This window comes from Trueperella abortisuis (assembly GCF_030811095.1).
Lineage (GTDB): Bacteria > Actinomycetota > Actinomycetes > Actinomycetales > Actinomycetaceae > Trueperella > Trueperella abortisuis.
Genome location: NZ_JAUSQL010000001.1, coordinates 532,422 through 555,491, shown reverse-complemented (window position 1 = coordinate 555,491; position 23,070 = coordinate 532,422). Strand labels below are relative to the sequence as shown.

General features: G+C 66.4%; 18 protein-coding genes. 3 read left to right on the top strand and 15 right to left on the bottom strand.

The annotated features are described in order from the left end of the window. Positions 1–32: 32 nt before the first annotated feature. The 5 genes from dapC to typA all read right to left on the bottom strand — a co-directional run bounded on the left by dapC (position 33) and on the right by typA (position 5,964). Positions 33–1,157, bottom strand: a complete 1,125-nt coding sequence (gene dapC, locus J2S45_RS02335) for a succinyldiaminopimelate transaminase (protein ID WP_307634424.1) — start codon at positions 1,155–1,157, stop codon at positions 33–35. Positions 1,158–1,159: 2 nt separating this feature from the next. Then, complete coding sequence (fdxA, locus tag J2S45_RS02330) at positions 1,160–1,483, bottom strand: ferredoxin (protein ID WP_270974982.1); 324 nt, start codon at positions 1,481–1,483, stop codon at positions 1,160–1,162. A gap of 54 nt (positions 1,484–1,537) precedes the next feature. Next, complete coding sequence (locus tag J2S45_RS02325; protein ID WP_307634423.1) at positions 1,538–3,583, bottom strand: VanW family protein; 2,046 nt, start codon at positions 3,581–3,583, stop codon at positions 1,538–1,540. A gap of 75 nt (positions 3,584–3,658) precedes the next feature. Then, a complete protein-coding gene (locus tag J2S45_RS02320) occupies positions 3,659–4,030 on the bottom strand; it encodes a hypothetical protein (protein ID WP_307634422.1) in 372 nt (123 codons plus the stop codon). Further along, the gene (gene typA, locus J2S45_RS02315; protein ID WP_307634421.1) at positions 4,027–5,964 is read right to left on the bottom strand and encodes a translational GTPase TypA; all 1,938 of its coding nucleotides are present in this window, start codon (positions 5,962–5,964) and stop codon (positions 4,027–4,029) included. The genes J2S45_RS02320 and typA overlap by 4 nt, the downstream gene beginning before the upstream one ends. A gap of 143 nt (positions 5,965–6,107) precedes the next feature. Between typA and J2S45_RS02310 the strand changes: the two genes are divergently transcribed. Further along, the gene (locus tag J2S45_RS02310; RefSeq protein WP_307634420.1) at positions 6,108–6,731 is read left to right on the top strand and encodes a PH domain-containing protein; all 624 of its coding nucleotides are present in this window, start codon (positions 6,108–6,110) and stop codon (positions 6,729–6,731) included. Here the strand turns inward: J2S45_RS02310 and J2S45_RS02305 are convergent. The 6 genes from J2S45_RS02305 to J2S45_RS02280 form a co-directional block, all read right to left on the bottom strand. Continuing rightward, entirely contained in the window at positions 6,728–8,458 is a 1,731-nt protein-coding gene (locus J2S45_RS02305) for an ABC transporter ATP-binding protein (protein WP_307634419.1), read from the bottom strand. The two genes, J2S45_RS02310 and J2S45_RS02305, sit on opposite strands and share 4 nt — an antisense overlap. After that, positions 8,455–10,416, bottom strand: a complete 1,962-nt coding sequence (locus tag J2S45_RS02300) for an ABC transporter transmembrane domain-containing protein (protein WP_307634418.1) — start codon at positions 10,414–10,416, stop codon at positions 8,455–8,457. Before J2S45_RS02300 ends, J2S45_RS02305 begins: the two co-directional genes overlap by 4 nt. A 119-nt stretch (positions 10,417–10,535) precedes the next feature. Beyond that, positions 10,536–12,257, bottom strand: a complete 1,722-nt coding sequence (locus J2S45_RS02295; protein WP_307634417.1) for an ABC transporter family substrate-binding protein — start codon at positions 12,255–12,257, stop codon at positions 10,536–10,538. Between the two features lie 208 nt (positions 12,258–12,465). Continuing rightward, positions 12,466–14,586 carry a dipeptide ABC transporter ATP-binding protein gene (locus tag J2S45_RS02290; RefSeq protein ID WP_307634416.1) on the bottom strand — a complete coding sequence of 707 codons (2,121 nt, stop codon included), beginning with the start codon at positions 14,584–14,586 and terminating at the stop codon, positions 12,466–12,468. Positions 14,587–14,606: 20 nt separating this feature from the next. Further along, positions 14,607–15,605: an ABC transporter permease gene (locus J2S45_RS02285; protein ID WP_270974992.1), complete on the bottom strand. Its 999-nt coding sequence runs from the start codon at positions 15,603–15,605 to the stop codon at positions 14,607–14,609. Next, positions 15,605–16,615, bottom strand: coding sequence for an ABC transporter permease (locus J2S45_RS02280; RefSeq protein ID WP_270974993.1), 1,011 nt, complete (start codon positions 16,613–16,615; stop codon positions 15,605–15,607). Before J2S45_RS02280 ends, J2S45_RS02285 begins: the two co-directional genes overlap by 1 nt. 218 nt (positions 16,616–16,833) lie before the next feature. Here J2S45_RS02280 and lipB point away from each other — a divergent pair, with 218 nt between their 5' ends. After that, positions 16,834–17,580, top strand: coding sequence for a lipoyl(octanoyl) transferase LipB (gene lipB, locus J2S45_RS02275; protein WP_307634415.1), 747 nt, complete (start codon positions 16,834–16,836; stop codon positions 17,578–17,580). A 43-nt stretch (positions 17,581–17,623) separates the two neighbouring features. Beyond that, entirely contained in the window at positions 17,624–18,661 is a 1,038-nt protein-coding gene (locus tag J2S45_RS02270) for a lipoyl synthase (RefSeq protein ID WP_307634414.1), read from the top strand. Positions 18,662–18,789: 128 nt separating this feature from the next. On the opposite strand, the gene J2S45_RS02265 is transcribed toward J2S45_RS02270, so the two are convergent. From J2S45_RS02265 to J2S45_RS02250, 4 genes are all read right to left on the bottom strand, one after another. Continuing rightward, positions 18,790–20,352 (bottom strand): class I adenylate-forming enzyme family protein, encoded by a 1,563-nt coding sequence (locus tag J2S45_RS02265; protein ID WP_270974996.1) that lies wholly within the window; start codon positions 20,350–20,352, stop codon positions 18,790–18,792. After that, the gene (locus J2S45_RS02260; RefSeq protein WP_307634413.1) at positions 20,345–21,622 is read right to left on the bottom strand and encodes a M18 family aminopeptidase; all 1,278 of its coding nucleotides are present in this window, start codon (positions 21,620–21,622) and stop codon (positions 20,345–20,347) included. The genes J2S45_RS02265 and J2S45_RS02260 overlap by 8 nt, the downstream gene beginning before the upstream one ends. A gap of 71 nt (positions 21,623–21,693) precedes the next feature. After that, positions 21,694–22,461, bottom strand: a complete 768-nt coding sequence (locus J2S45_RS02255) for an alpha/beta hydrolase family protein (RefSeq protein WP_307634412.1) — start codon at positions 22,459–22,461, stop codon at positions 21,694–21,696. A 3-nt stretch (positions 22,462–22,464) separates the two neighbouring features. After that, positions 22,465–22,935, bottom strand: coding sequence for a protein-tyrosine phosphatase family protein (locus J2S45_RS02250; RefSeq protein ID WP_270974999.1), 471 nt, complete (start codon positions 22,933–22,935; stop codon positions 22,465–22,467). Positions 22,936–23,070: the final 135 nt, after the last annotated feature.

Here is a 23,070-nt window from a genome sequence, read left to right as displayed (position 1 = left end):
AAAAGTGATCCCTTAAAGTCAAGATAATTTCGTCAGGATCGTTTGAGCAGGTCAGGAAGCCTTTCGAGACGCTTGGCCGCTTCGTTGATCGCGAAATCGGTGGCTGTGAGCGACATGCGCACCCACCCGTCCCCGGCCTCGCCGTAGAAGATCCCCGGGGCCACCACGATCCCCAGCTGCGCGCACGCGTCCACGATGTCCCACGACGTCGCCCCCTCCGCCGTGACCCACAGGTACAGGCCCGCCACCGACGCCGGGTCGCCCACCAACCCCGCCGAGTCCAGGGCACCGAGCAGGGTGTCACGACGCCGCCGGTAGACGTCGTGTTGGACGCTCACGTGCTCCGCGTCCCCGAGGGCGATAGCCATCGCGTGCTGGACGGGCGCGGGCATCATGAAGCCCAGGTGCTTGCGTAGCTCCGCGATCGGCAAGACGATCGCCGGGTCACCCGCCAGCCAGGAGGCGCGGTAGCCGGCCATGTTCGACTGCTTCGACAGGGAGTAGACCATGAGCAGGCCCGCCGGGTCGCCCCCGCACACGGCGTCGTCCAACAGGGAGGGCGCCTCGGCCACGTCCCAGCACAGTTCCGCGTAGCATTCGTCGCTGGCGACGACGGCGCCGCACCCCCGCGCCCACGCCACGATCGCGCGAAGCTGCGGGCGGGAGAGCACGTGGCCGTTAGGGTTGCCGGGCGAGTTGAGCCACAGCAGGTCGAGTGTCGGCCAGCTGGCTGGATCGGAGTCGCTGTCGATGAGGACGGGAGTGGCCCCCGCGAGCCGCGCCCCGACGTCGTAGGTGGGGTAGGCGACGTCCGGGAATCCCACGCGCGCACCCGCCCCGAGGCCCATGAGCGAGGGCAGCAGGCCCACCATCTCCTTCGAGCCAATCGTGGGCAGGATCGCCACGTCGGAGGTGATCCCGCGCCGCGCCATCCACGCCCCGATCGCCGCGCGCAGCTCGGTACTGCCGAGCACCGCGGGGTAGCCGTGGGCGTTCGTGGCCCCGGCGAGGGCATTCTGGATGATTGCGGGCGTGTCGTCGACCGGGGTGCCGATCGTCAGGTCGCAGACCGGCCCCGGATACTGCGCTGCCCGATTCCGCGCCGGGACCAGCGAGTCCCACGGGAAATCGGGCAGCGAATCAGCGTAGAATCCCACCGCTAATCGTTGATGCCCTGCGGAAGCTGGGCGATGAGCGGGTGGTCCTTCTTGATCGGCCCCATCTTGGAGGCCCCACCCGGCGAGCCGAGGTCGTCAAAGAACTCGACGTTCGCCTTGTAGTAATCGGCCCACTCCTGCGGGGTGTCGTCCTCGTAGTAGATCGCCTCCACCGGGCACACCGGCTCGCAGGCGCCGCAATCCACGCACTCATCCGGGTGAATGTAGAGCATGCGCTCGCCCTCATAGATGCAGTCCACCGGGCATTCGTCGACGCAGGCGCGATCCTTCACGTCCACGCAGGGCAAAGCGATTATGTATGTCACGCTATCCTCTTTCCGTTGCTACTTACTGCTCTCATCCTAATACTAAACGCCGGCCTATCCGCACTTGACGGCGTGAACCGGCTGGTAGGTCCACGTGTACTGCGAATCCTCGTGGACCTCGCCGTTGAGCTTGACCACGCGGCCCACCGTGACCGAGAAACCTGGCCCGCCGGCGGGCGAGGGCTCACAGTCCGCGGCCGTGTTGACCTTCGTCTCGGGCTGGACGTAGTTGAACGGCTGGCCCTGCCAGACCTCCACGTCCCAGTAGTGGGTGGACCACAGGCGGGTGTAGACCCGGCCGTCCGCCACCCAGGTCTCCACCAGCGCGCCGTAGGGGGTGTTGTTTTCCCAGATCATCGAGATCTGCCCGCTCCACAGGGTGGATTCCATGCCCATCGGGTAGCGCGAGAAGTACTTCGAGTGCGGCTGGTGGGCGACGTCCACCATGCCGGCCCGGTAGCCGATGTTGAACGTGTTCGTGGACAGCTGAGACAGGCCGCCGCCCATCGCGGTGGAGTTGAAGCCGTTGGAGACGACGCCGGAGGAGACGAAGCCGTGCTCCGCATCGATCGGCCCGAGCGCCTCCTCGAGGTTGAACTGTTCGCCGGGCTTGACGAGGGTGTTGTTGACGTTGCGCGTGCCGACCACGAGGTTGGTGGTGCGCACCGAGTCGTTCGTTAGCGGGGTCGAGATCTCGGAGACGACCTCCTTGATCCCCAGGCCTTCCGCGTCCTCGGTGGTGAAGTCCGGCTCCTGGACCGTGACGTCGGCGACGAGCGTGCGGTCCGACTTCTTAGGTAGCTCCAGCAGGGCCGAGGCGATCTGCGCGGCGTCGATCGACTCCCCGGCCTCGGACGGGGTAATCTTCGGCGCGCCATCCACGATCGCGATCGTGGCGTCCTTCGGCTGGCTCAAAACCGCCCCCGCGCTGTCCTGAACCAGGGCGTTGAGCTTGTCTTCGTCGACGACGAGCGAGGGCGCGCCCTCCGCCGTCTTCACGCTGATCAGCTCGGCAGTCTGAGCCGGCTGCAGCTCGACGAGGGAATCCTTGACCGTAATCGAGATGGCGTCGCTGAGCAGCGGGTCCACCGAGGATGCGGCGAAGTCCTTCATGGTTTGCGTGGTGACGTCGGGATCGACAGTGGAGGTGGGAAGCTCGATCGGGGCGTCGCCGGCGAGCCAGCCGCCCAAGATCTTCTCCCCCGCCGAATCCGCGTCGAGGGCGAGGCCCTCCTGGCTGTCGGTCACCCGGGTGGCGGCGTCGGCGATAGTGAGCTCCGCATTGACCGGGTCCTTCTTGAACACCTCCGCCAGGCGCCCCACCTCGGAGGTCAGCGCGCCCTCGTCGGCCGTGAGGACGGCGTCGACGTTGGCGGCGCCGGAGATGTGGGCCCACAGCCGGCGCGGGTCGAGGGAGAAGCCGGTCAGCCCGTCGAAGGTCTTGTCGTAGTCAACCTCGAGGGAAATGTTGCCGGGGTTGACGGCGTCGGACTTCTCCTCCCCGACCACGACCACCTGCCGCGGCGTCGCCAGGGCCTCCTGTAGGCCCGCGGCGAGGGTCTCGCGCGCCTGGGCCTCATCCATTCCGCCCACCTGGACGCCGGAGATCGAGGTATTGGACGGGATCTTGTCCTGATAGGCGTAGGCCGCCCCTCCGTATGCCCCGCAAAGGATCAGCACGGCCGCCGCCGTGATCCAGGGCCACCTGCGCCGCTTCTTCTTCACGGGCTCTCCCTCATCCTCCGCCGGGGGCTCTCCCGCCGATTGGCCCGCCGGCACGAAGGCCGGGGCCGGCTGGCTCGGCTGGGTGTCAAAACGAGTGGTTTCCTCGCCGGATGGCGTGGCGAACTGGGTGGTCTCAGGTGTGCCATCAAACTCAGCGGTGAGGGCCTCATCTGCCGCGCCCATCTCCGCGGCGGGCGCGGAGACGATGCGCTGCGTCGGCGCCTCTACCCGTGCCTCGCCCTGCGCCTGCTCTTCGCCCGGCACTTCGGCGGTTGCTTCCTCGCCCGCCGCGTCTTGCGCGTCGGATTCGCCGGGCTCGTCGCCGAGGCGCTTGTGCCACGCATCGACGAGGTTGTCGTCCTGATTGTCAGCCACGCGTTCTCCCTTGTTCACCTGTCCACGCCGATCTTACTAAGCCAGCGCCGCCCGTTGCTGAAAAGGCCGCGAAGCTCACGCGCCACGCGCGTCGTCGGCGTCTTCGCCCTTGCGCCATCGCGCGTACCGAATCGCGAGCGGCACGGGGAAGGCCGCCGCGAACGCCGCGATGAGAATCCACGTGGGCGAGACTCCGGCGCCGGCCACGCTCAGCGTGTCGTCGCCGGGCGGGAAGTAGATCAGCCACGCCGTCGCGCCAAATACCGTGACCACATAGCCGATCCAGGCCCCAAACGAGCCCCACTCCCACATGAACCAGGCGCCCGCCGCAAGCATCCCAACGCCAAGCGCGACGCCGACCCACGGCAGATCCAGCGGCCCCGCCGAGACGACCACGCCGAGCATGCCGGTGAAAAACCCGATCACCGCGGCGAACAGAGTCTTCACTTGCCGGCCCTCGCCGCAGCCTTCTTCCGCCCGGCCTCCCGCCCGCGCACCATCGCGGACAGCTCGACCTTGCGGATGCGGGCCGTCTCGGGCGTGACCTCGATGCACTCGTCGTCGGCGGCGAACTCGATCGCCTCCTCGAGCGTGAGGTAGCGCCGTGCCTGGAGTGTCTCAAAGACGTCCGCAGTAGACGAACGCATGTTTGTCATCTCCTTGGCGCGCACCACGTTGACGTCCATGTCCTCGTTGCGGGGATTCTCCCCCACAACCTGCCCTTCGTAGACCTCCTCGCCCGGATCCACGAAGAACGTGCCCCGGTCCTCGAGGCGTTGCAGCGAAAACGCGGTGACCTGACCCTGACGATCCGAGACCAGCGAACCCGTCTGGCGCGAGACGATGTCCCCCGCCCACGGCTTGTAGCCCTCCGAGATCGACGTGTAGATGCCGGTGCCGCGAGTGAGCGTGAGGAACTGGGTGCGGAAGCCGATGAGGCCGCGCGCCGGGACCACGAACTCCATGCGCACCCACCCCGAGCCGCGGTTCGCCATCGTCTCCAGGTGGCCCTTGCGCAACGCCATGAGCTGGGTGACCGAGCCGAGGTACTCCTCGGGCACGTCGACCTGCGCCCGCTCCCACGGTTCGTTCACGACGCCGTCGATCACCTTGCGCACCACCTGCGGCTTGCCCACGGTCAGCTCGAAGCCTTCGCGGCGCATCGTCTCCACGAGCACCGCCAGGGCGAGCTCGCCGCGGTCCTGGACCTCCCAGGTGTCGGGGCGGTCGGTGGGCAACACCCGGATGGAGACGTTACCCACGAGCTCCTGGGTGAGCCGGTCCCGGATTTGCCGGGCGGTGAGCTTGTGGCCGGAGATCCGACCGGCCAGCGGGGAGGTGTTCGTGCCAATCGTCATGGAGATGGCCGGGTCGTCGATGTGGATCGGCGGGCGCGAGCGCGGATCTTCCAGGTCCACGATCGTCTCACCGATCGTGATGTTGGCGATCCCGGCGATGGCGACGATGTCGCCCGGCCCGGCGGACGGGGCCGGCTGACGCTCGAGGCCCTTCGTGCGCAGCAGCTCGGTGATGTGAACTCGCTCGATGGGGGAATCGGGGCCGTCGGCCAGACCCACCCAGGCACCCTTCTTCAGCTCGCCGGAAAAGACGCGCACAAGCGCGAGGCGGCCGAGGAATGGGGAGGCATCCAGGTTGGTCACCTGCGCCACAAGCGGCGCGCTCTCGTCGTAGGTGGGAGCGGGAACGTAGTGCAGGATTGCGCGGAAGAGCGGCTCGAGGTTCGGCGAGTCGGGCAGCTCGCCGTCGGCGGGCTGGTTGAGCGAGGCGCGGCCCGCCTTCGCGGCGGCGTAGACCACGGGGATCTCGAGGATTGCCTCCAGATCGAGGGTTGTCTCGCTCTCGACGTCGGCCGCCAGGTTGAGGAGCAGCTCCTGGGTCTCCTGCACCACCTCGCTGATGCGGGCGTCTGGGCGGTCGACCTTGTTGATGACCGGGATGACGGGCAGGCCGGCCTCGAGCGCCTTGCGTAGCACGAAGCGGGTCTGCGGAAGCGGGCCCTCGGAGGAATCGACGAGGAGCACGACGCCGTCCACCATCGACAGCCCGCGCTCGACCTCGCCGGAGAAGTCCGCGTGGCCGGGGGTGTCGATGACGTTAATGGTCAGCCCCTCGGGGGCACCGAACTCGGCGGCCGACGGGCCGACGTAAGAGATGGCCGTGTTCTTGGCCAGGATCGTGATGCCCTTCTCGCGTTCGATGTCGCCCGAGTCCATCACGCGTTCGCCGGTGGACTCCACCGTGGTGTGCGGGTCGAAGACGCCGCCCTGCCAAAGCATGGCGTCCACGAGGGTGGTTTTGCCGTGGTCGACGTGGGCCACGATCGCGACGTTACGCAGATCGTTGCGGACGGTTACGGTCATAAAAATCCTTTGGGTAGGTAGCCAACGTCTCATCCTAAACCCCCGCCGCGAAACGGACGTAGAGAAGGGTAACAAATGCGAGGGAAAGTACACGGCTCGGGGGCGGGCGGACGCGGGTGCCGGGCGCGTGAGACAATACCCCCATGACTCTGATCCTGCGTGGCAAGACCCGCATGTACGCCTACCTTCTCTACGCCCTCGCCGTCATCTCCCTCGTGGCCTCGGCGGTCAACGGCGGAATCGGCGAGGCGATCTGGTCCATCCCCATCGCCGCCTTCATCGCCGCCTTCGGCTGGGTGGTCTTTTTCAACCCCCGCCTCGAGGTGGGACCCGGCGGCCTACGCGTGGTCAACGTCCTCCGCGAGCACCTCATCCCCTGGTCCGACTTGGCGCTGGCCGAGAATCGCTGGGGGCTCTACCTCTACACGATGGCCGACCGCAAGATCAGCGTGTGGGGCGTGCCCTCCACCGTGGGCATTTTCAACAACTCCTGGCGTGACCGCAAGAAGGATAAGGACTACGAGGACCCGGACATCGTGTGGGAGGAATCCGGCCGGGTGACCCGCATCGTCTCCTCCGGCTTCGCCGCCGACGTCATCACCTTCCGTCTCGGCCGCATCAAGGGCGACGCGAACCTGCGCGCCAGCCTCCAGCCCGCCACCTACTGGCCCGACAAGGCCGAAACCCGCCTCCAGCCCTTGCCCATCATCGTGCTCGGAGTGACCCTGCTCGGCGCGGTGCTCACCCTCGCACCCGCTATCGGCTAGTCCTGTTGCCAGGCCTCCCACAGGGAGGCGTACTCCCCGCCGAGCGCAACCAGATCGTCGTGTGAGCCGAGTTCAGCCACCTCGCCGTCGATCATGACGGCCACGCGGTCGGCGTCGTAGGCGGTGTAGAGACGATGGGCGATGGAGATCACGGTCCGCCCCTCGAGTAGCCGCACCAGGGCCCGCTCCGCCGAGCGCGCCACCGTCGGATCGAGAAGCGAGGTGGCCTCGTCGAGGATGAGCACGTCCGGATCCAGTAGCACGATGCGGGCCAGGGCCAGTTGCTGGGCCTGCGACGGCGCGAGCTCCCTCTCCCCCGAACCGACCAGGGTCTCCAGGCCGTTGTCGAGCCGCTCAACCCAGGTGGCGTCCACGGTGGCGAGCGCGGCGAGCAGCTCGTCGTCGGTGGCATCCTCCTTGGCGAAGCGCAGGTTGTCAGCGATCGTGCCGACGAAGACGTGGTTTTCCTGGGTCACGAGCGCGATGGTGCGGTGCAGGAGCGCCTCGGGCAGCGAGGTCACCTCCACCCCACCCACGCGGATCGAGCCGGCGTCCGGCGGGTTGACCGCCGCGATGAGGCGGCCGAGCGTCGACTTGCCCGCGCCCGAGGGGCCGACGATTGCCAGCCGCTCGCCGGGAGAAACCTCGAGGCTCACATCACGCAGCACCGGGTGCCCGTCGCGGTAGCTGAACGAGACGCCCTCGACGCTGACGGCGGCGCTGGCGGGGGCGTCGTCGCCGGCGGTCCGGTCCGGTGCAACCTCCGCCACGCCGAAGATGCGGGCCAGCGCGACGGCGGCGAACTGTAGCTCGTCAAACCACCAGGCTAACTCGTCGAGCGGCACGCGGAGCTGCTGGGCATACAGGGTGACGGAAATGACCGCGCCCACGGTGACGTAGCCAAGCCCCACAAGCCAGGCGCCCCACAGGATCGAGATAACCATCGGCGCGTAGAGCACCGCGAGCAGGGAAACCACGAGGAGGGCGCGCATGAGGCTCGAATAACGCTCGTTATCCCAATACTCGCGAAGCAGGACCGATGTGCGCGAGACACGCACCTCGCTCATCGCAAGGGAATCCACCGTGGCCGACTGCTCCACCGTCTCCGTGATGTCACCCGAGACCTCGGCGTTGAGGGCGGAAGCCGCCAGGTACACCGCGATCGTGCGGCGCAGGTATTTTCGCACCACGAAGTACATCGGCACGAAGCTGAGGACCACGACGAAACCGACCCGCCACTCCACGAGGAAGGCCGCCACCACCGTGACGATCACCTGGAAGGTGAGAACCATGATGCGCGAGACGCCCTGGCGGATGATGAACTCCACCCGGTTGATGTCGGAGGTGGTGCGCCCCAGGAGGTCGCCCGTGCCGGCCGCCTCGACCGTGGACAGCGGCAGGTGCATGACCGCCTCGACCAGCTGCACGCGCAACTCATGGAACACCTTTTGCCCCAGCACGCGGCTGCGGAAGTCCGCGAACCAGTTCGCCACCACGTTGACCAGCACCGAGGCGGCGATGACGGCGACGTAGGTGCGGATGACCGCCGCCTCGGCCCCACCCGCAAGCGCGTCAAAAGAGCGACCGATGATCCACGGCGTGACGACGGCCGCCACCGCCACCGCGATCTGCGTGGCGATCACGAGGAGGAACTCGCCCTTGTGGGCGGAAAACAGCTCGAGGATCTTCGCCCCGACCGTCCGGTTCGTTGCAATAGGCAGCTTCATCGGGCCTCCCGGTGCACGACGTCGAAGTAGCGCGGATCGTCCAACATCTCGGCGTGCGCGGCGCGCGCCAACTCGGTGCCATCGGTGTCCAGGAGGATCACCTCGTCGGTCTCGCCGAGCACGATTGGCGACGTCGTGACAATCACCGTGGTGCGCCCCGCACGTTCGGCGCGCAACCGCTGGGCGATGCGGGATTCGGTATGCGAGTCGACGGCGGAGGTCGGCTCCACCAGCAGGAGCACGGGAGCCTCGGTAAGGATCGCGCGGGCGAGAGCCACGCGCTGACGTTGCCCGCCCGACAGTGAGCGCCCGCGCTCGGCCACGTAGCCGTCCAGGCCCTCGAGGGTGTCGACGATGTCGGCGGCGTCGGCGGCGATCAGGGCGAGCATGAGGTCGCGCTCGTCGATCGCGACCGGGTTGTCCTTGTGATCCCGGTTGGCCAGGCCGGAGCCATCACCGGTGTCGGCCATCTGGCGCCCGACGTCGCGCGGCAACGGCCAGGCGGCGTTATTCGCCTCCAGGTTCGAGCGCAGCCGGCCCTGGAAAAGCTGGGCGATCGCGTCGGACAGCACCACCCCGCGCCGCACCTGCTCCAATGGAAACTCCGTGAGCGGAACCGGGTCGGCGCCGTCCCAGCGGGCCGTGACGGCGTCGGCGTCGTCGGTGCGCGCCAAACGCTCAAGCAGCTTGGCGGAGACCTCTGGGGCGCCGCAGACGATTGCCGTGTGAAGCCCAGGCTTGATCTCCACCCCGCTCGTGACGTCGCGCAGGTAGGCCCGGGACCAGTCGGCATCGGCGCGGGCCGGGTCGGCGGCGTCGTCGGAGGTCAGCGGCTCGATCGCCATGACCTTCGCCACGCGCCCCGCCGAGACGCGGGCGTCCGTGTAGATCTGCAGGAAGCCGAGCACCATAAAAATGGGGGAGCTCATAAACATCGTGTAGCCGTAGAAGGAGACAAGCTCGCCGTGTGTCATCGCGCCGGCGTACACCTCCCACAGGCCGCCCCCGACGATGAGGACCGTGAAGATGCCCGGCACCGCAGTCGACATCGCATTCAGGAAGGCCTGTAGCGCCGCCGCGCGGATCCCCGTCTCGCGTACCCTTTCCGACTGGCGGGTATAGCGGGCGTTGTAGATGCCTTCCCCGCCGACGCCGCGCAGCACGCGCAGTCCCACCACGGCGTCCGAGGCCAGAGTGGTCAGCTTCCCACGCTCCTCGCGTTGGGCGTCAAGGCGACGCTGGAGCGGGCGGACGAATACCGTCATGATCCCGATCGTCACCGGCACCCCGATTACCACCACAAGCCCCAACGAGACGTTGATGCGGAGCATGAGGAAGGCAGTCAGCGCGAAGGAGAACAGCGCCGCCGTGACGTCGCCAACCATGTACGTGTAGGCGCCGAGCTTCTGGGTATCGGTGGTCACTGCCGCCACTATTTCGCCCGACGGGATCGCGGTGCGCCCTCCCCCACGCACGCCCGCCACCTTGGCGACCATCTTCAATGCCCAACCAACGTGGGCGCGCAGCTCGGCGACAATGAGCACGGGTTCGGCGGCCGCGCCGAGCATCCGGAACGCCATGACGGCGAAGATGAGGGCGATGCCGGGCAGGAGGGACACGGTCAGGCCGGCCTCAATGCCCCCGTCCAGGGCGCGGCCGAGCGCCCACGAGATGAGCACCCCGCCGCCGTAGGCCGCCATGGACGCCAGCGCGCCCAGCACAACAATCTTCCAGTTCGCCGTGAGAGTGGAGCGCAAAAGGTGGCGCGAGTCCATTTCGGGTACCGAATCCACCTCGAAGGCGGCCGGCCACCGCTTCGGCTGCGGGCCCACCTCGAAGCGACGTTGGTTGATGGAACGTGATCCGCGCTCCGCCCTGGCCCGGGCGCGGGCCGCGCGGGTTCGGCTGCGCCTTGCCTGCGCGCGCTCAGCGCGCTGAAAAAACGTGTGATGTGCCATAGCTTCCGCAATTCAACACCGTAGCCAAGCTCGTGTCAAACCTCGTCTCACCTCACAAAATGCGGGAGGGCCACCCCTGTGGGTGGCCCTCCCGTGCTAGCTGCGTTGGTAACGAGCGGTTACTTCGTGTAACCCACGTTCTCCCTCAGCAGGGTCTCGAAGGTGGTCGAACCGTAGTTCGCCAGGTTCGAGGGGATAGCGGTGATGTTCGCGCGGTAGTACAGCGGCAGAACCATGACTTCGTCCCAGATCGCCTTGTCGGCCTCGTTGGTCAGCTCACGGCGCTTGGCGGCGTCGGTCTCGCGGGCGATCTGCGGGATCAGCTCATCGACCTTGTCGACCTTGAGGCCGGCGAAGTTCGAGTTGAGCAGGTTGCCCTCGTCGTCGAACGGGTTGCCGTAGATCTGGCTGACGTTCGCCATCGGGTAGGGGGTGCCGTTCCAAGCGAAGGAGGTGACCTCGTACTCGCCGCCGATGACGTGCTTGAAGAAGTCGCCCGACTCGACGTCCTGGTAGGTCACGTGGATGCCGATGTCAGCCATCATCTCCATGAACATCGCGCCCTCGTTCTCGTTCGCGGCGTTACCCGGGATACGCAGGTAGCGCACCGCCAGTTCCTTGCCGTCCTTCTCGTAGTAGCCCGAGGTCTCGTTCATCGTGTAGCCGGCTTCCTCGAGCAGAGCCTTGGCCGCCTTAGGATCGAATCCGACCGAGTGATCCTCGTAGCCTTCCTGGTTCGGCATGAAGAAGTGGTTGCCCAGGTTCAGATCGTAATCCTGCGAGGGCAGACCGGACAGGTCGGAGGAGGTGATGTCCTTGGTGTCGATGCCGAGCTGAACCGCCTGGCGGACCTTCTTATCCTGCAGCGCACCGGCGCGCGAGTTGAAGGTGAAGTGACGCCACTGAACCGAGGAGGACATCTTAATGTCAGCGTCCTGGCGGTTCTGCGCGGTCGCGTAGGAGGCGGCGTCGACGAGGAAGTCGATGGCGTCGATCTCGCCGTTGGCGAAGCCGGAGGCGGTAGCCTGCTGGTTCAGCGCCGAGAAGGTCACCGTGTCAAGCTTGGCTTTCGAACCCCACCAGTCGGGGTTGCGCTCGAGGGTGAGAACCTTCTGCGCGGCATTCGAGCTCGCCACGCGGAACGGGCCGGCGAGGTACTTGCTCGCCTCGACCGGATCAATCCACCCCGTGTTGAAGGTGTCGGCGTCGGACAGGCCGGCGGCGGACTCAACCGTGGAGAAGTTCGCGGACCAGTCGGGGTATTTCTCCGAGTAGCGGACCACGACCTGCTGCGGGGAATCGCCCGCTTCGATGGAGGAGATCTGCGTCCACCCATCCGCGGATGCACAGGTGACGCCGTCGATCTGGCCAGAGCAGGCCTTCCATACCGCCTGGTAGTCGGTTGCGGTGATCGGGGTGCCGTCGTTCCAGTGCGACTTCGGGTTGAGGTTGAGGGTGATGACCATGGCGCTGTCGCCGTCACCCTCAAGGTTCGCGTCGTAGGACTCGATGTAGTCCGGGTTGACGTCGAACTTGCCGTTCTCGTCGTAGATCCAGTTCACGGGGGCGACATACGAGTAGATGGTCGTAGCGACGTCGACCGTGTTGCCGTCGACGTGATTCGCGTTGTACTGCTCCGGGAGTGAGGAGATCGCGAGGCGGAGCGTGCCGCCGTCAGCGAGTTCGGCCGGATCGACCTTGTTGTAGTCGGACGCCGGAAGGACCTTGGTGTCACCGGAAGCGGACCCGCTCGAGCCCTTCTCCGGGCTTCCGGACGAGCAGGCGCTCAGCGTGAGCGCCGCCGCGGCAACCAGTGCAAAGCCTGCCTTCTTCAATCGCATAAATGTGTCCTCCTTCAGGACTTGCCTTTCGCCGGACGTGCGAAAGTTCATGGAGCCAGATTAGACCAAAAACTCGCGATCACGAAAACTTCGACCTATCCGTTACCGAAGCGTTATCTGGTTTTTCGAACGAAAAATGCCCGTTATGGCCGCTCATGATGTTGGGCCCGCGATCGACGATCGCGGGCCCAACCCTCATTCGGAACGGCTAGAAAACATTGAGATGGCGCGGGTAGTAGCACGCCACGTCGTGATCCTCGCCCATGCTCGTGAACTCGGGGTGAGATCCCTGGCAGACCTGCCGCTCCCCCTCCGTCAGCGTCTCATAGACTGGACACCGAGTGACGAAGCGGCAACCCGTGGGCGGGTTGGCCGGCGAGGGCAGATCGCCCTTGAGCAGGATGCGATGGCGGCTGCGCTCCTTGGCCGGATCCGGGATCGGAATCGCAGAGAGCAGGGCCTGAGTGTAGGGGTGACGCGGCGCCTCGAACACGGCGTCGACGTCGCCCACCTCCACGAGCTTGCCCAGATACATAACGGCCACGCGGTCGGCGATGTGGCGGATGACCGAGAGGTCGTGTGCCACGAACAGGTAGGACAGGTTCAGCTTCGCGCGCAGCTCGTCCAGCAGGTTGATAACGCCGGCCTGGATCGACACGTCGAGCGCGGAGACCGGCTCGTCGAGCACCAGCAGCTTGGGCTGGACCGCGAGCGCTCGGGCGATGCCGATGCGCTGACGCTGGCCGCCGGAGAAGTTGCGCGGGTAGCGGTTGACGTGTGCGGGCTCGAGGCCCACCATGTCCATCAGCTCTGTCACGCGCGGCTCGATGTCGGCCTTCTTCCAGCCGGCGTACTTGAGCGGCTCGGCGATGATGTCGTAGACGGGCATGCGCGGGTCGAGGGATGCCATCGGATCCTGGAAGACCACCTGGAGGTCGTTGCGCACGCGCTTGCGGTCGGCGCGCGTCATGCCCTCCGTGTTCTCCCCGAGCACCACGATCTTGCCCGCGATCGGCTTGACGAGGTTGAGGACCTCCATGAGGGTCGTGGTCTTACCCGAGCCCGATTCGCCGACGAGGCCGAGCGTCTCGCCCGCGCGGATGTCGAGCGAGATGCCATCCACGGCGTGGACTGTGCCCACGCGGCGGCGGAAGACGGAGCCCTTCATGAGCGGGAAGTGCTTCTTCATATCCACCAGTCGCAGCACCTCTTCACGCTCGTTGCGCGGCGTGCCGTCGAAAGGCGGGATGACGGGTGCGGGCTTGGGGTAGATGTCCGTGTAGCGCTTCGACTCGTCGCGAATCTCCCCGCGCCGGATGCAGGCCACCTCGTGCGGGATGTCCGGGGAGTCGGTCTTGACGGCCTCGAGCGTGGGCTCTCCGTCAAGGCAGGCCTCCACCGCCACCGGGCAACGGGCGGCGAACGGGCAGCCCGTCTGTTCGTACAGCATCGACGGCGGGTTGCCTTCGACGACGGCGAGCTGGCTATCCTTCTTCGAATCGAGCCTGGGCAGCGAGCCGAGCAGGCCGATGGTGTAGGGCATGGCCGAGTGGTAGAAGATCTCGTCCACCGCGCCGCGTTCGACGATGCGCCCCGCATACATGACGGCCACCTTGTCGGCGATGCCGGCCACGACGCCGAGGTCGTGGGTAATCATGATGACCGCGGCGCCGGTCTCCTTCTGGGCGCGTCGTAGCACGTCGAGGATCTGAGCCTGGATGGTCACGTCAAGCGCCGTGGTCGGCTCGTCGGCGATGATGAGGTCGGGGTTGTTCGCGATCGCCATGGCGATCATGGCGCGCTGGCGCATGCCGCCGGAGAATTCGTGAGGGAAGGACTTGACCCGGATCTCCGGGTTCGGGATGCCCACGATAGAGAGCAGTTCGATCGCACGCGCCTGGGCGCTCTTTTCCGAGATCTTCTTGTCGTGGGCCTGGAGGGCCTCGATGATCTGGTCGCCGATCGTGTAGACCGGGGTCAGGGCCGAGAGCGGATCCTGGAAGACCATTGCGATGTTCTTGCCGCGGATCTTGGACAGGTAGGAGTCCGGCTTGCCGAGGATCTCGGTGCCATGGATCTTCACCGAGCCCTCCACGTCTGCCGCCGGGTCGAGCAGACCCATGATCGACATCGAGGTCACGGACTTGCCCGATCCGGACTCGCCCACGATTCCCAGCACCTCGCCCGCGTTGACGGTGAGATCGACCCCACGAACGGCGTGTACGATGCCGTCCTCAGAGGGGAAGCGAACATTCAGTCCCGACACCTCAACGACCGGCACGCCGGGCGTGGGGGTGGGCAACTGGTGGTCGTCGATCTTTTTACTCACGTTGGTCTCTTTCGTAGATGTCACGCCTTGCCACCCCCGGCCTTCGAGGACGGGTCGAGCGCGTCGCGCAGGCCGTCACCGATGAAGTTTACCGACGCCAGCATGAGCACGAGCACGACGGCCGGCGGCAGGAAGAGCCACGGGTGGGTGATTGCCGAGGCCTGGCCGGCTCCGATGAGTGAGCCCAGGGAAACCTGCGGGTCCTTGATTCCGAAGCCGAAGTAGGACAGCGAGGTCTCGGACAGCACAGCGGTGGCCACGCCGAGTGTGAAGTCGATGATGAGGAGGGAGGAGATGTTGGGGATGATGTGGCGGACGATGATCGTGCCCGAGGGGACGGACATGAACTTGGCCGCGTTGACGTAGTCGAGGTTCTTCACGGACATCGTCAACGAGCGGACCACGCGCGCCGTCAGCATCCAGCCAAACCCCGCCAGGAGCAGGATGAAGATGAACACGCCCTTGTTCTCCGCGCCAAAGCGGTTGGAGATGATGGCGATCATGAGGAAGGAGGGGATGACGAGCATGAGGTCGATGAACCACGTGGCGCACTTGTCCACCCAGCCGCCGAAGTAGGCCGCGGCGGCGCCGAAGAGCGCGGCCCATCCGGTCTGGATGAGCGCCACGGCGAAGCCGATGATGATCGACTTACGCAGCCCCTCGAGGGTCATGGCGAACATGTCGCGCCCGCGCCGGTCGGTGCCGAAGATGTGCTCCGCACTCGGGCCCTCCAGGTAGCGGCCGCGATCGCGCTCGAGGTAGGTCCAGTCCGATAGGTGCGGGCCGATGATCGCCACTGCCAGCACGATGATGAGGCCGATGACGCCGATGACGGCCGTCTTGTTGCGCCAGAAGCGACGCAGGACGATCTGGCGGCGCGAGTAGCGCTTGGTCATGGCGGCCCGCTCGGTGTTCTGCTCCGCGATCCGGGTGCGCACGGAGCTCAGTTGGGCCGCGTCGGCCATCGGGGAAATCTGCTCAGGCAGAACTGTCTCAGTCTTGTGATCGAGATGCTCCATTAGTTCACCCTCACTCGGGGATCGACTGCTGCAATCAGAATGTCAGAGAGGAATGCTCCGGTCAGCGTGGCGGCACCGGAGAACGCGACCACGGCCGCGGTTCCGTTGATGTCTTGCGCCTGGATGGTCTTCACGCCGTAGATACCCATGCCTTCCCAGCCGAAGACCTGCTCGGTGATGGCCGCACCCAGCACGAGGCCGGTGATGCCGAAGGCGAAGTAGGTGGCGATCGGGATGAGGGAGGTGCGTACGGCGTGGCGGCGAACCGCGGTGCCGAAGCGCAGGCCCTTGGCGCGGGCGGTGCGCACGTAGTCGGCGCCGAGCGTATCGAGCATGAGGTTGCGCTGGTAGCGCGAGTAGGTGGCCAGGCCGCCCGCCGAGATCGCGATGGTGGGAAGGAGAAGGTGCGTGAGGCGATCTTGGAGGTTTGGCCAGAAGTCTGCGGGCGGAACCGCCGACTGTGGCCCGAGGAATTGGAAGAAGTCCGAGCCGAAGCTGTTGTTGAACCACACGGCGCTCATCTGCAGGCCGATCGCGATCACCATGGCCGGGGTGGAGATGATGATCATCGCGACGATGGTGACGATGCGGTCGCCGATCGAGTACTGGTGGACGGCCGCCCACGCGCCGATGGCCACGCCACCGATGATACCGATGAAGAAGCCGAGGAAGACCAGCTGGAGGGAGAGCAGGATGCGGTTGGCCACCTGGTCGTTGACGGACTCGCCCAGCGGCGAGTAGCCCCAATCCCAATGCCCGAAGACCATTCCGAGCCAGTCGGTGTAACGGCTCCAGATGGGCTCGAGCGGGTTGATATTCCAGCCGTTGAGGCGGACGTCAACCGCTTGGACAACCTCCGTGTAGGAACGGTTAGCCATCTTGGTCAGCTCGTTCTCGATTAGCATCGAGCGTGGATCCAACTGCGTACCCGCCAAGAAGTAGGCGATAGTGACGGCAACGAACAGCAGAACTACATAGTTCAGCAACCGTCGAATCAGATACTTTGTCATGCGAGGCCTTCTCTAGAGTGACGCCCTCCGCCTCGCTTGGACGATGGACGTCATTTCTTCGCTTATGGTCAGGCAGTCTATACCCAAGCATTGAGCTAATCACTTTTGGGCCTGTCGCGCTTACCAAAATCAGTTAAAAATCACGCCAGGTATTCCCCCAAAAGCATCAAACTCGCGCTCAAGTCGATAACTGACCGCTTCCAAACTAGGCTGAATCCGTGCAGATCGTCAACATGTTAGATCGCGGTCCCGTCGACTATATGAGCATCGACAGGCTTCAGCGTTACGTTCACGACGAGGTGGCGGCGCTCCGTATGCCGGACACCTTTATCGTGTGGGAGGCTCAGCCCACCTACACTGCGGGGCGACGAACAGAGGATAAGGACATCCCGGATACTTCCGTCCCGGTCATTCGCATGGATCGCGGCGGCTCGGTCACCTACCATGGTCCCGGCCAACTTGTGGTGTATCCCATCGTCAAGGTCAGGCCCCCGAGGGACGTGGTCGCCTTCGTGCGCAACACGGAGAGCGCGATCATCGCGGCGCTGGCCGAGCGCGGCATCGACTCGGTTCAGGTCGAGGGCCGCTCCGGGGTGTGGATTTGCGAGCCGGGCACGATCGACCGCAAGGTGTGCGCGATCGGCATCAAGTTCGCCGACGACGCCACCATGCACGGCCTGGCCCTCAACGTCACTACCAACCTGGAGGACTTCATGCGGGTGATCCCCTGCGGCCTGGCGGATGCCGGCGTCACCTCGCTCGCCCAGCTCGGGCACGCCACGACGCTCGACGACGCCGCGGCCACGCTCCTGCCTCACCTCGCGCGTGCCTATCAGCAATTCGCGCTGCGCCCCTCGGAGGGGCTGATCGAGGCGGACGTGAGTGCGATCATCGCGCAGATGGGCGACTTCCACCCCACCCCGCACGCCGAGACCGGCTCACGCTGGCAACCCCGGCACTCGTAACGGATCGGGCTTAGAATGACGACATACCTATAAAGGAGACAACGTGAGCCTCAGCATCGACCCGCGAAACCCCGGAGGGCGCAAGCTGCTGCGCGTCGAAGAACGCAACGCTGAAACGCCGATCGAGTCCAAGCCGGCGTGGATCAAGACCACCGCTACCGTAGGCAAGGAATACACCGACATGCGCAACCGCGTGGACGGCGCCGGACTGCACACGGTGTGTAAGGAGGCCAACTGCCCCAACATTTACGAGTGCTGGGAGGATCGTGAGGCTTCCTTCCTCATCGGCGGCGACGTGTGCACCCGCCGGTGCGACTTCTGCTTCATCAAGACGGGCAAACCGACCGACTACGACGTCGACGAACCGCGCCGCGTGGCGGAGAACGTGCGCGAGATGCAGCTCAACTACGCCACCATCACGGGCGTGACCCGCGATGACCTCGAGGATGGGGCCTCCTGGCTCTACGCCGAGACGTGCCGCAAGATCCACGAACTGTGCCCGAACACGGGCGTCGAGCTCCTCATCGACGACATGCGCGGCGGCGCCCCCGCCCTCCAGCAGGTCTTTGACTCCCGCCCCGAGGTTCTCGCGCACAACCTGGAGACGGTTCCGCGGATCTTCAAGAAGATCCGCCCGGCTTTCCGCTACGAGCGCTCGCTCGACCTCATCACCTTCGCCTCGGAAAACAACCTCATCACGAAGTCGAACCTCATCCTTGGCATGGGCGAGACCTACGACGAGGTGCTGGCCACGATGGCGGACCTGCGCGGGGCCGGCTGCGACATCCTCACCATCACCCAGTATCTGCGCCCCTCCAAGCTGCACCACCCGATCGACAGGTGGGTCAAGCCGCAGGAATTCGTTGAACTGTCGAAGATCGGTTACGAGATGGGCTTCGCCGGTATCATGGCCGGCCCGCTCGTGCGCTCCTCCTATCGCTCGGGCTCGCTGTGGTCGCGGGCGATGAAGCACAAGGGCTGGGAGATCCCCGAAAATCTGCGCGCTATCGCCGGTGCGGGTGAGGATAAGCCGCTCTTTGCCCGCCAGGAGGCGGCCGCCGTCGTCGCCCGCCACAGCTGACCGCGCGGCAGAGCTAGCAGGGGGCCGTTCGTGGGCCGATTTGAGCCGTATCTTCGTATATACAAAGATACGGCTCAAATCGGCCCGTGAAGGGACGGCCTCCCCGCCTAAAGCGGCGGCGCACCGGGTCAGAACAACGCCACCAGGGCGTTGCGGTCGGCCTTGCCGTTGCCGTTGATCGGCAGCGCGTCCACCACGATGACCTTGCGCGGCACCTTGAAGCGGGCCAGGTGGGCGCCCACGTAGTTCTGGACGTCCTCGAGAGTGGGCGGCGCGTATCCGGCCTGCATGACCAGTGCCGCCGAGACCGTCTCTCCCCACTTCTCATCCGGCGTTCCCACGACCGCGCAGTCGGACACGCCCTCCATCTGCGCCAGCACCGCCTGGATCTCCTCGGCCTGGATCTTGACCCCGCCGGAGTTGATGACGTTGTGTAGGCGCCCGGTCACCCACATGAAGCCGTCCTCGTCCAGGCGCACCAGGTCGCCCGTGTGCAACCAGCCGGAGCGGAAGGTTTGCGCCGTCATCAGCGGATCGTGCCAGTAGCTAGACACGACGTTCGGGCCGCGGACGATCAGCTCGCCCTCCCCCGCTTCGTTGCCGTCGGCGTCGACGATGCGGGCCTCCACGTGGGCGAAGGGCCGCCCGATCGAGCCCGGCCGATCCTCGAGCTGTTCGGCCGGGAGGTAGGCCCCGGACGCGGCCATCTCCGTCATCCCCCACACGTTCAGCGGCCTCAACCCGTGATCCACGAGGCGGCCCAGCAACGCCGGCGACACTACGCCCCCGCCGATGAGGGGCAGGCGCCAGTGGCTAAGATCGCGCTCGGCGAAGCTGGGATGGTCGAGGAGAGCGGCGTAGATGGTTGGCACGCCGAACATGATGTTCACCCGGTGCTCCTCGAGCAGGTCGAGCACGACGCCGGGGTTGAAGTCGCGCACAAGCACCACTTTCCCGCCGTGGGAGAAGAGGTCGAGGGTGGTGCCGTTGAAGCCGCCGATGTGGGTCATCGGCGCGACTGTGAGCACGCTGTCCAGGTTCGAATACTCGAAGCCCTCGCGGAAGTTCCGGCTGGCCCACCACAGCTGCTCGTGGGTCAGTTCCACTGCCTTGGGGTGGCCCGCCGAGGCGGAGGTGAACAGCATCGCCGCCGGCCCCTCCGGGTACTGCCGGGAGTTCAGGGCGGTCGAGCCGTCCTTTATCGTGGTGATGAACTTGCCGTTCTGCGCCTCCATCGCGGCCCCGATCCCGATGAACCCGTTGGAGATCGCCGTGGAGACCGAGGCGGCGTCGTCGTCGACCACGAGGTGGAGCAGCGTCCCCGTGGAGGTGAACATCCCCAGGTCCGCGAGCTCCGCCTCGAGCACCACGACGCGCGGGCCGCTAAAGTCCACGATCGCCTGGTGGTCCGCGCGATTGAGTCGGGCGGAGACGGGGACGAAGACGGCGCCCAGCCGCGCGCACGCCACATGGAGCAGCAGGTGGTAGGGCGAGTTGCGGGAGATGAGCATGACCCGGTCGCCGTTCGAGACGCCGGCCGCGGCGAGCATCTGGGCGAGCTGGCGGGTGCGCACCGCGGCCTCGACCACCGTGAGGGTCTGGCCGGCGTAGACGATCGATTCGCGCTGCGGGTGGGCGCGGGCCGCCCGGTCGAGGGCGTGAGCGGCGTTGTAGATGGGTTTCTTATGCACCGGCGTAGTATCCTCGCAGAATCGAAGTCATGGCCTTGATGTCGGCCGGCGAGGAGATCTCGCGGATCGAGTGCATGGACAGCAGCGGCACGCCCACGTCGACCGTGAGTACCCCGAGCCGAGTGGCGGTGAGCGGGCCGATCGTGGAGCCGCACGGCACGTCGTTGTTGGACACGAACTGTTGGGTCGCGGCCCCCGCGGCGGCGGCCGAGCGCAACCAGAGCGCGGTGCCCTCCGCCTCGGTGGCGTAGCGCTGGTTGGCGTTCACCTTCAGCAGCGGGCCGCCCCCGAGGACGGGGTGGTGGTCCGGGTCGTGCATTCCCGCCTTGTTGGGGCTGATCGAGTGCCCGGCGTCGGCGGAGACGCACGTGGAGTTGGCGATCATCCGGGCGAAGCGCTCGTCGCCGACGGCGTCGAGATCGAGGCTGGCGGCGATGCGGCGTAGCGCGGTCTCGAGGAGGGGACCGGCCGCGCCGGAGTAGGTGGACGATCCGACCTCCTCGTGGTCGAAAGCCACGAAGATCGCCACGTCAGGGCCGGCCGCGACGGCCGCCTCCGTCTCGGGCGCGAGGAAGGCTGTCAGCGAGGTGAAGACCGAAGAGAGGTTGTCCTGGCGGCCGGATGCGAAGAAGTCCTGCCCGCTCACCCCGCCGAACACGGCGGGTTCCTGCACGTCGTAGGCGAACAGATCGAAGGCTGCGGCGCGCTCGGGGTCGACGCCGGCGAGCCCGCACACGTAGGGCAGCAGGTCGGCCTCTCCCACGGCCCAGATCGGCTTGAGGTCCCCCTGGCGGGAGAGCGTGAGGTTGTCGTTGACCGAGCGGTCGAGGTGCGGGGCGAGCTGGGGGATGGTCATGATCGCGGGTGTGCGCACGAGGTGAACGCTGCCGTCCAGGTCGGTGACGACGCCGGCGAGCCCGAGGTCCCGGTTCAGCCACGAGTTGAGCAAGCCACCGCCGTAGACCTCCACGTTGACCTGGCCGAATCCGTAAGCCTGGCTGGAGGGGGTGGGCTTGACCTTGAAGCTCGGCGAGTCGGTATGGGAGCCGACGATGCGGAAGCCCGAGTCTGCCCCCACCTCGCCGACGTGCCAGGCGAGGACGGCCCCGCCGCGCACGAGGTAGCCCCTGCGCTGGCCCGCCCAAGCGGCCTGCTCGTCCTGGCGGACGTACCCGGCCGCCTCGAGGCGGCGCGCGATCTCAGCCGCCGCGTGGAAGGAGGAGGGGGAGGCACCAATGAATGACGCATAATCCTGGATCAACGTAGACATGAGGACATTCTACGGCGTCAGGCCCAAACCGGCTGGATCCATTTCCTGAGCCAATGAAGCGCTTCCGGAAACTATTGTTCTTGCGCGGCAAGCGCGCCGAGGAGGAAGACCCAAGCGTCCCGGTCTGGGCGAATGAGGTCGAGGTGGTCAGCGCCCTCCACGACGGCGAGGTTGAAAGGCTCGGCGCGTAGCTCGCGCGAGCGGTCAACGGGCACGAGCGTGTCGTCGACGCCGTGAATGATGTCAACCGTCAGTTCCCGAGAGCGGAAGCGCGCGGGGCCGACCTGGTAGTAGGCGAAGAGCGGGTCGTAAATGGCGTAGCGGTCCGGGACGCTTTCCGGCGTGCCCCCGATCCAGCGGGCCGTCGTGGCGCCCTCTCCCGCCTCATGCACGTCGCGCGCCAGGTCGAGGATCGGGGCCAGGAGGATGGCTGCGCGCACGCCCGTCTCGGGTGCGAGCGTCACATTCATCGCGAATGTACCCCCGACGTCGTGCCCCACCCACACGGCCTGGCCCAGGACGGGATGCATGCCGAGCGTCGTGTAGTCGTGGGCCGTGAGCTCGGGGCGCGAGTCGACGCGCCGGTAGTCCACCAGGCCCACGCAGTAGCCGGCGCGGGCGAGCGCACGGGCGGCAGGTCGGGTCGCGGCGAGGGCGTTGTCGAATGTGGCCCCGTGGACGAGGCAAACTGGCTGGCCTGCCGGGTCGCCGTACCACTCAATAACCTGTGCCGGCGAGTCGCCGTACGTCTCCACGCGGTCGGGTACCACCGGCAAGGCCGTCAGCCACTGCACGGCCTGCTCTTCCCTGAGGGAGAGCCCGGTATGTCGAGATTCCATCGCCTAGTTGCTTTCGGCACCCATGTCGTTGACGAAGGCGCGTTGCGCGGGGCTTTCCACCGCGTGGGCGTCATAGTTGGCCTTGACGAAGTCGATCGCGGCGTGCGGATCCATGCCGTCGAGGACCCCCATGATCGCGAGCGCGGTGCCGGTTCTGCCCACACCGCCGGCGCAGACGACCTCCACCTTCTCGCTTTGCGCGCGTTCCCACGCCTCGCGTAGCACCTCGTGGGCTTGGGCGGGGCGACGCGGCAGGCGGAAGTCCGGCCAGTCGATCGTGATGGTCTCGGTTGCCGAGGTCACCAGGCCCGAGTCGCCGTAACGTGAGCCAACCCCGGTGGTGAGCAAAATGCACAGGTCTGCCGGGTCGTCGGCGGGCTTGCGCCACGAACGACCGCGGATTCGACGTCCGGACGGGAATTCCACGACGCCTTGGGACTTCGACCAGCGCTCCACTGTGCCCCCTCGCTCCATCGTGCTCCCTCGATCTGGTGATGATTTCACCGTACCAACCGCGGGCAGATTTTCGAAAAGCTCTCCCCAAGAAATAGGCACATCTAGCGCAAGATCACACTCGCCCGCGTGCGCGCGTCACGAAATTGCGTGGTG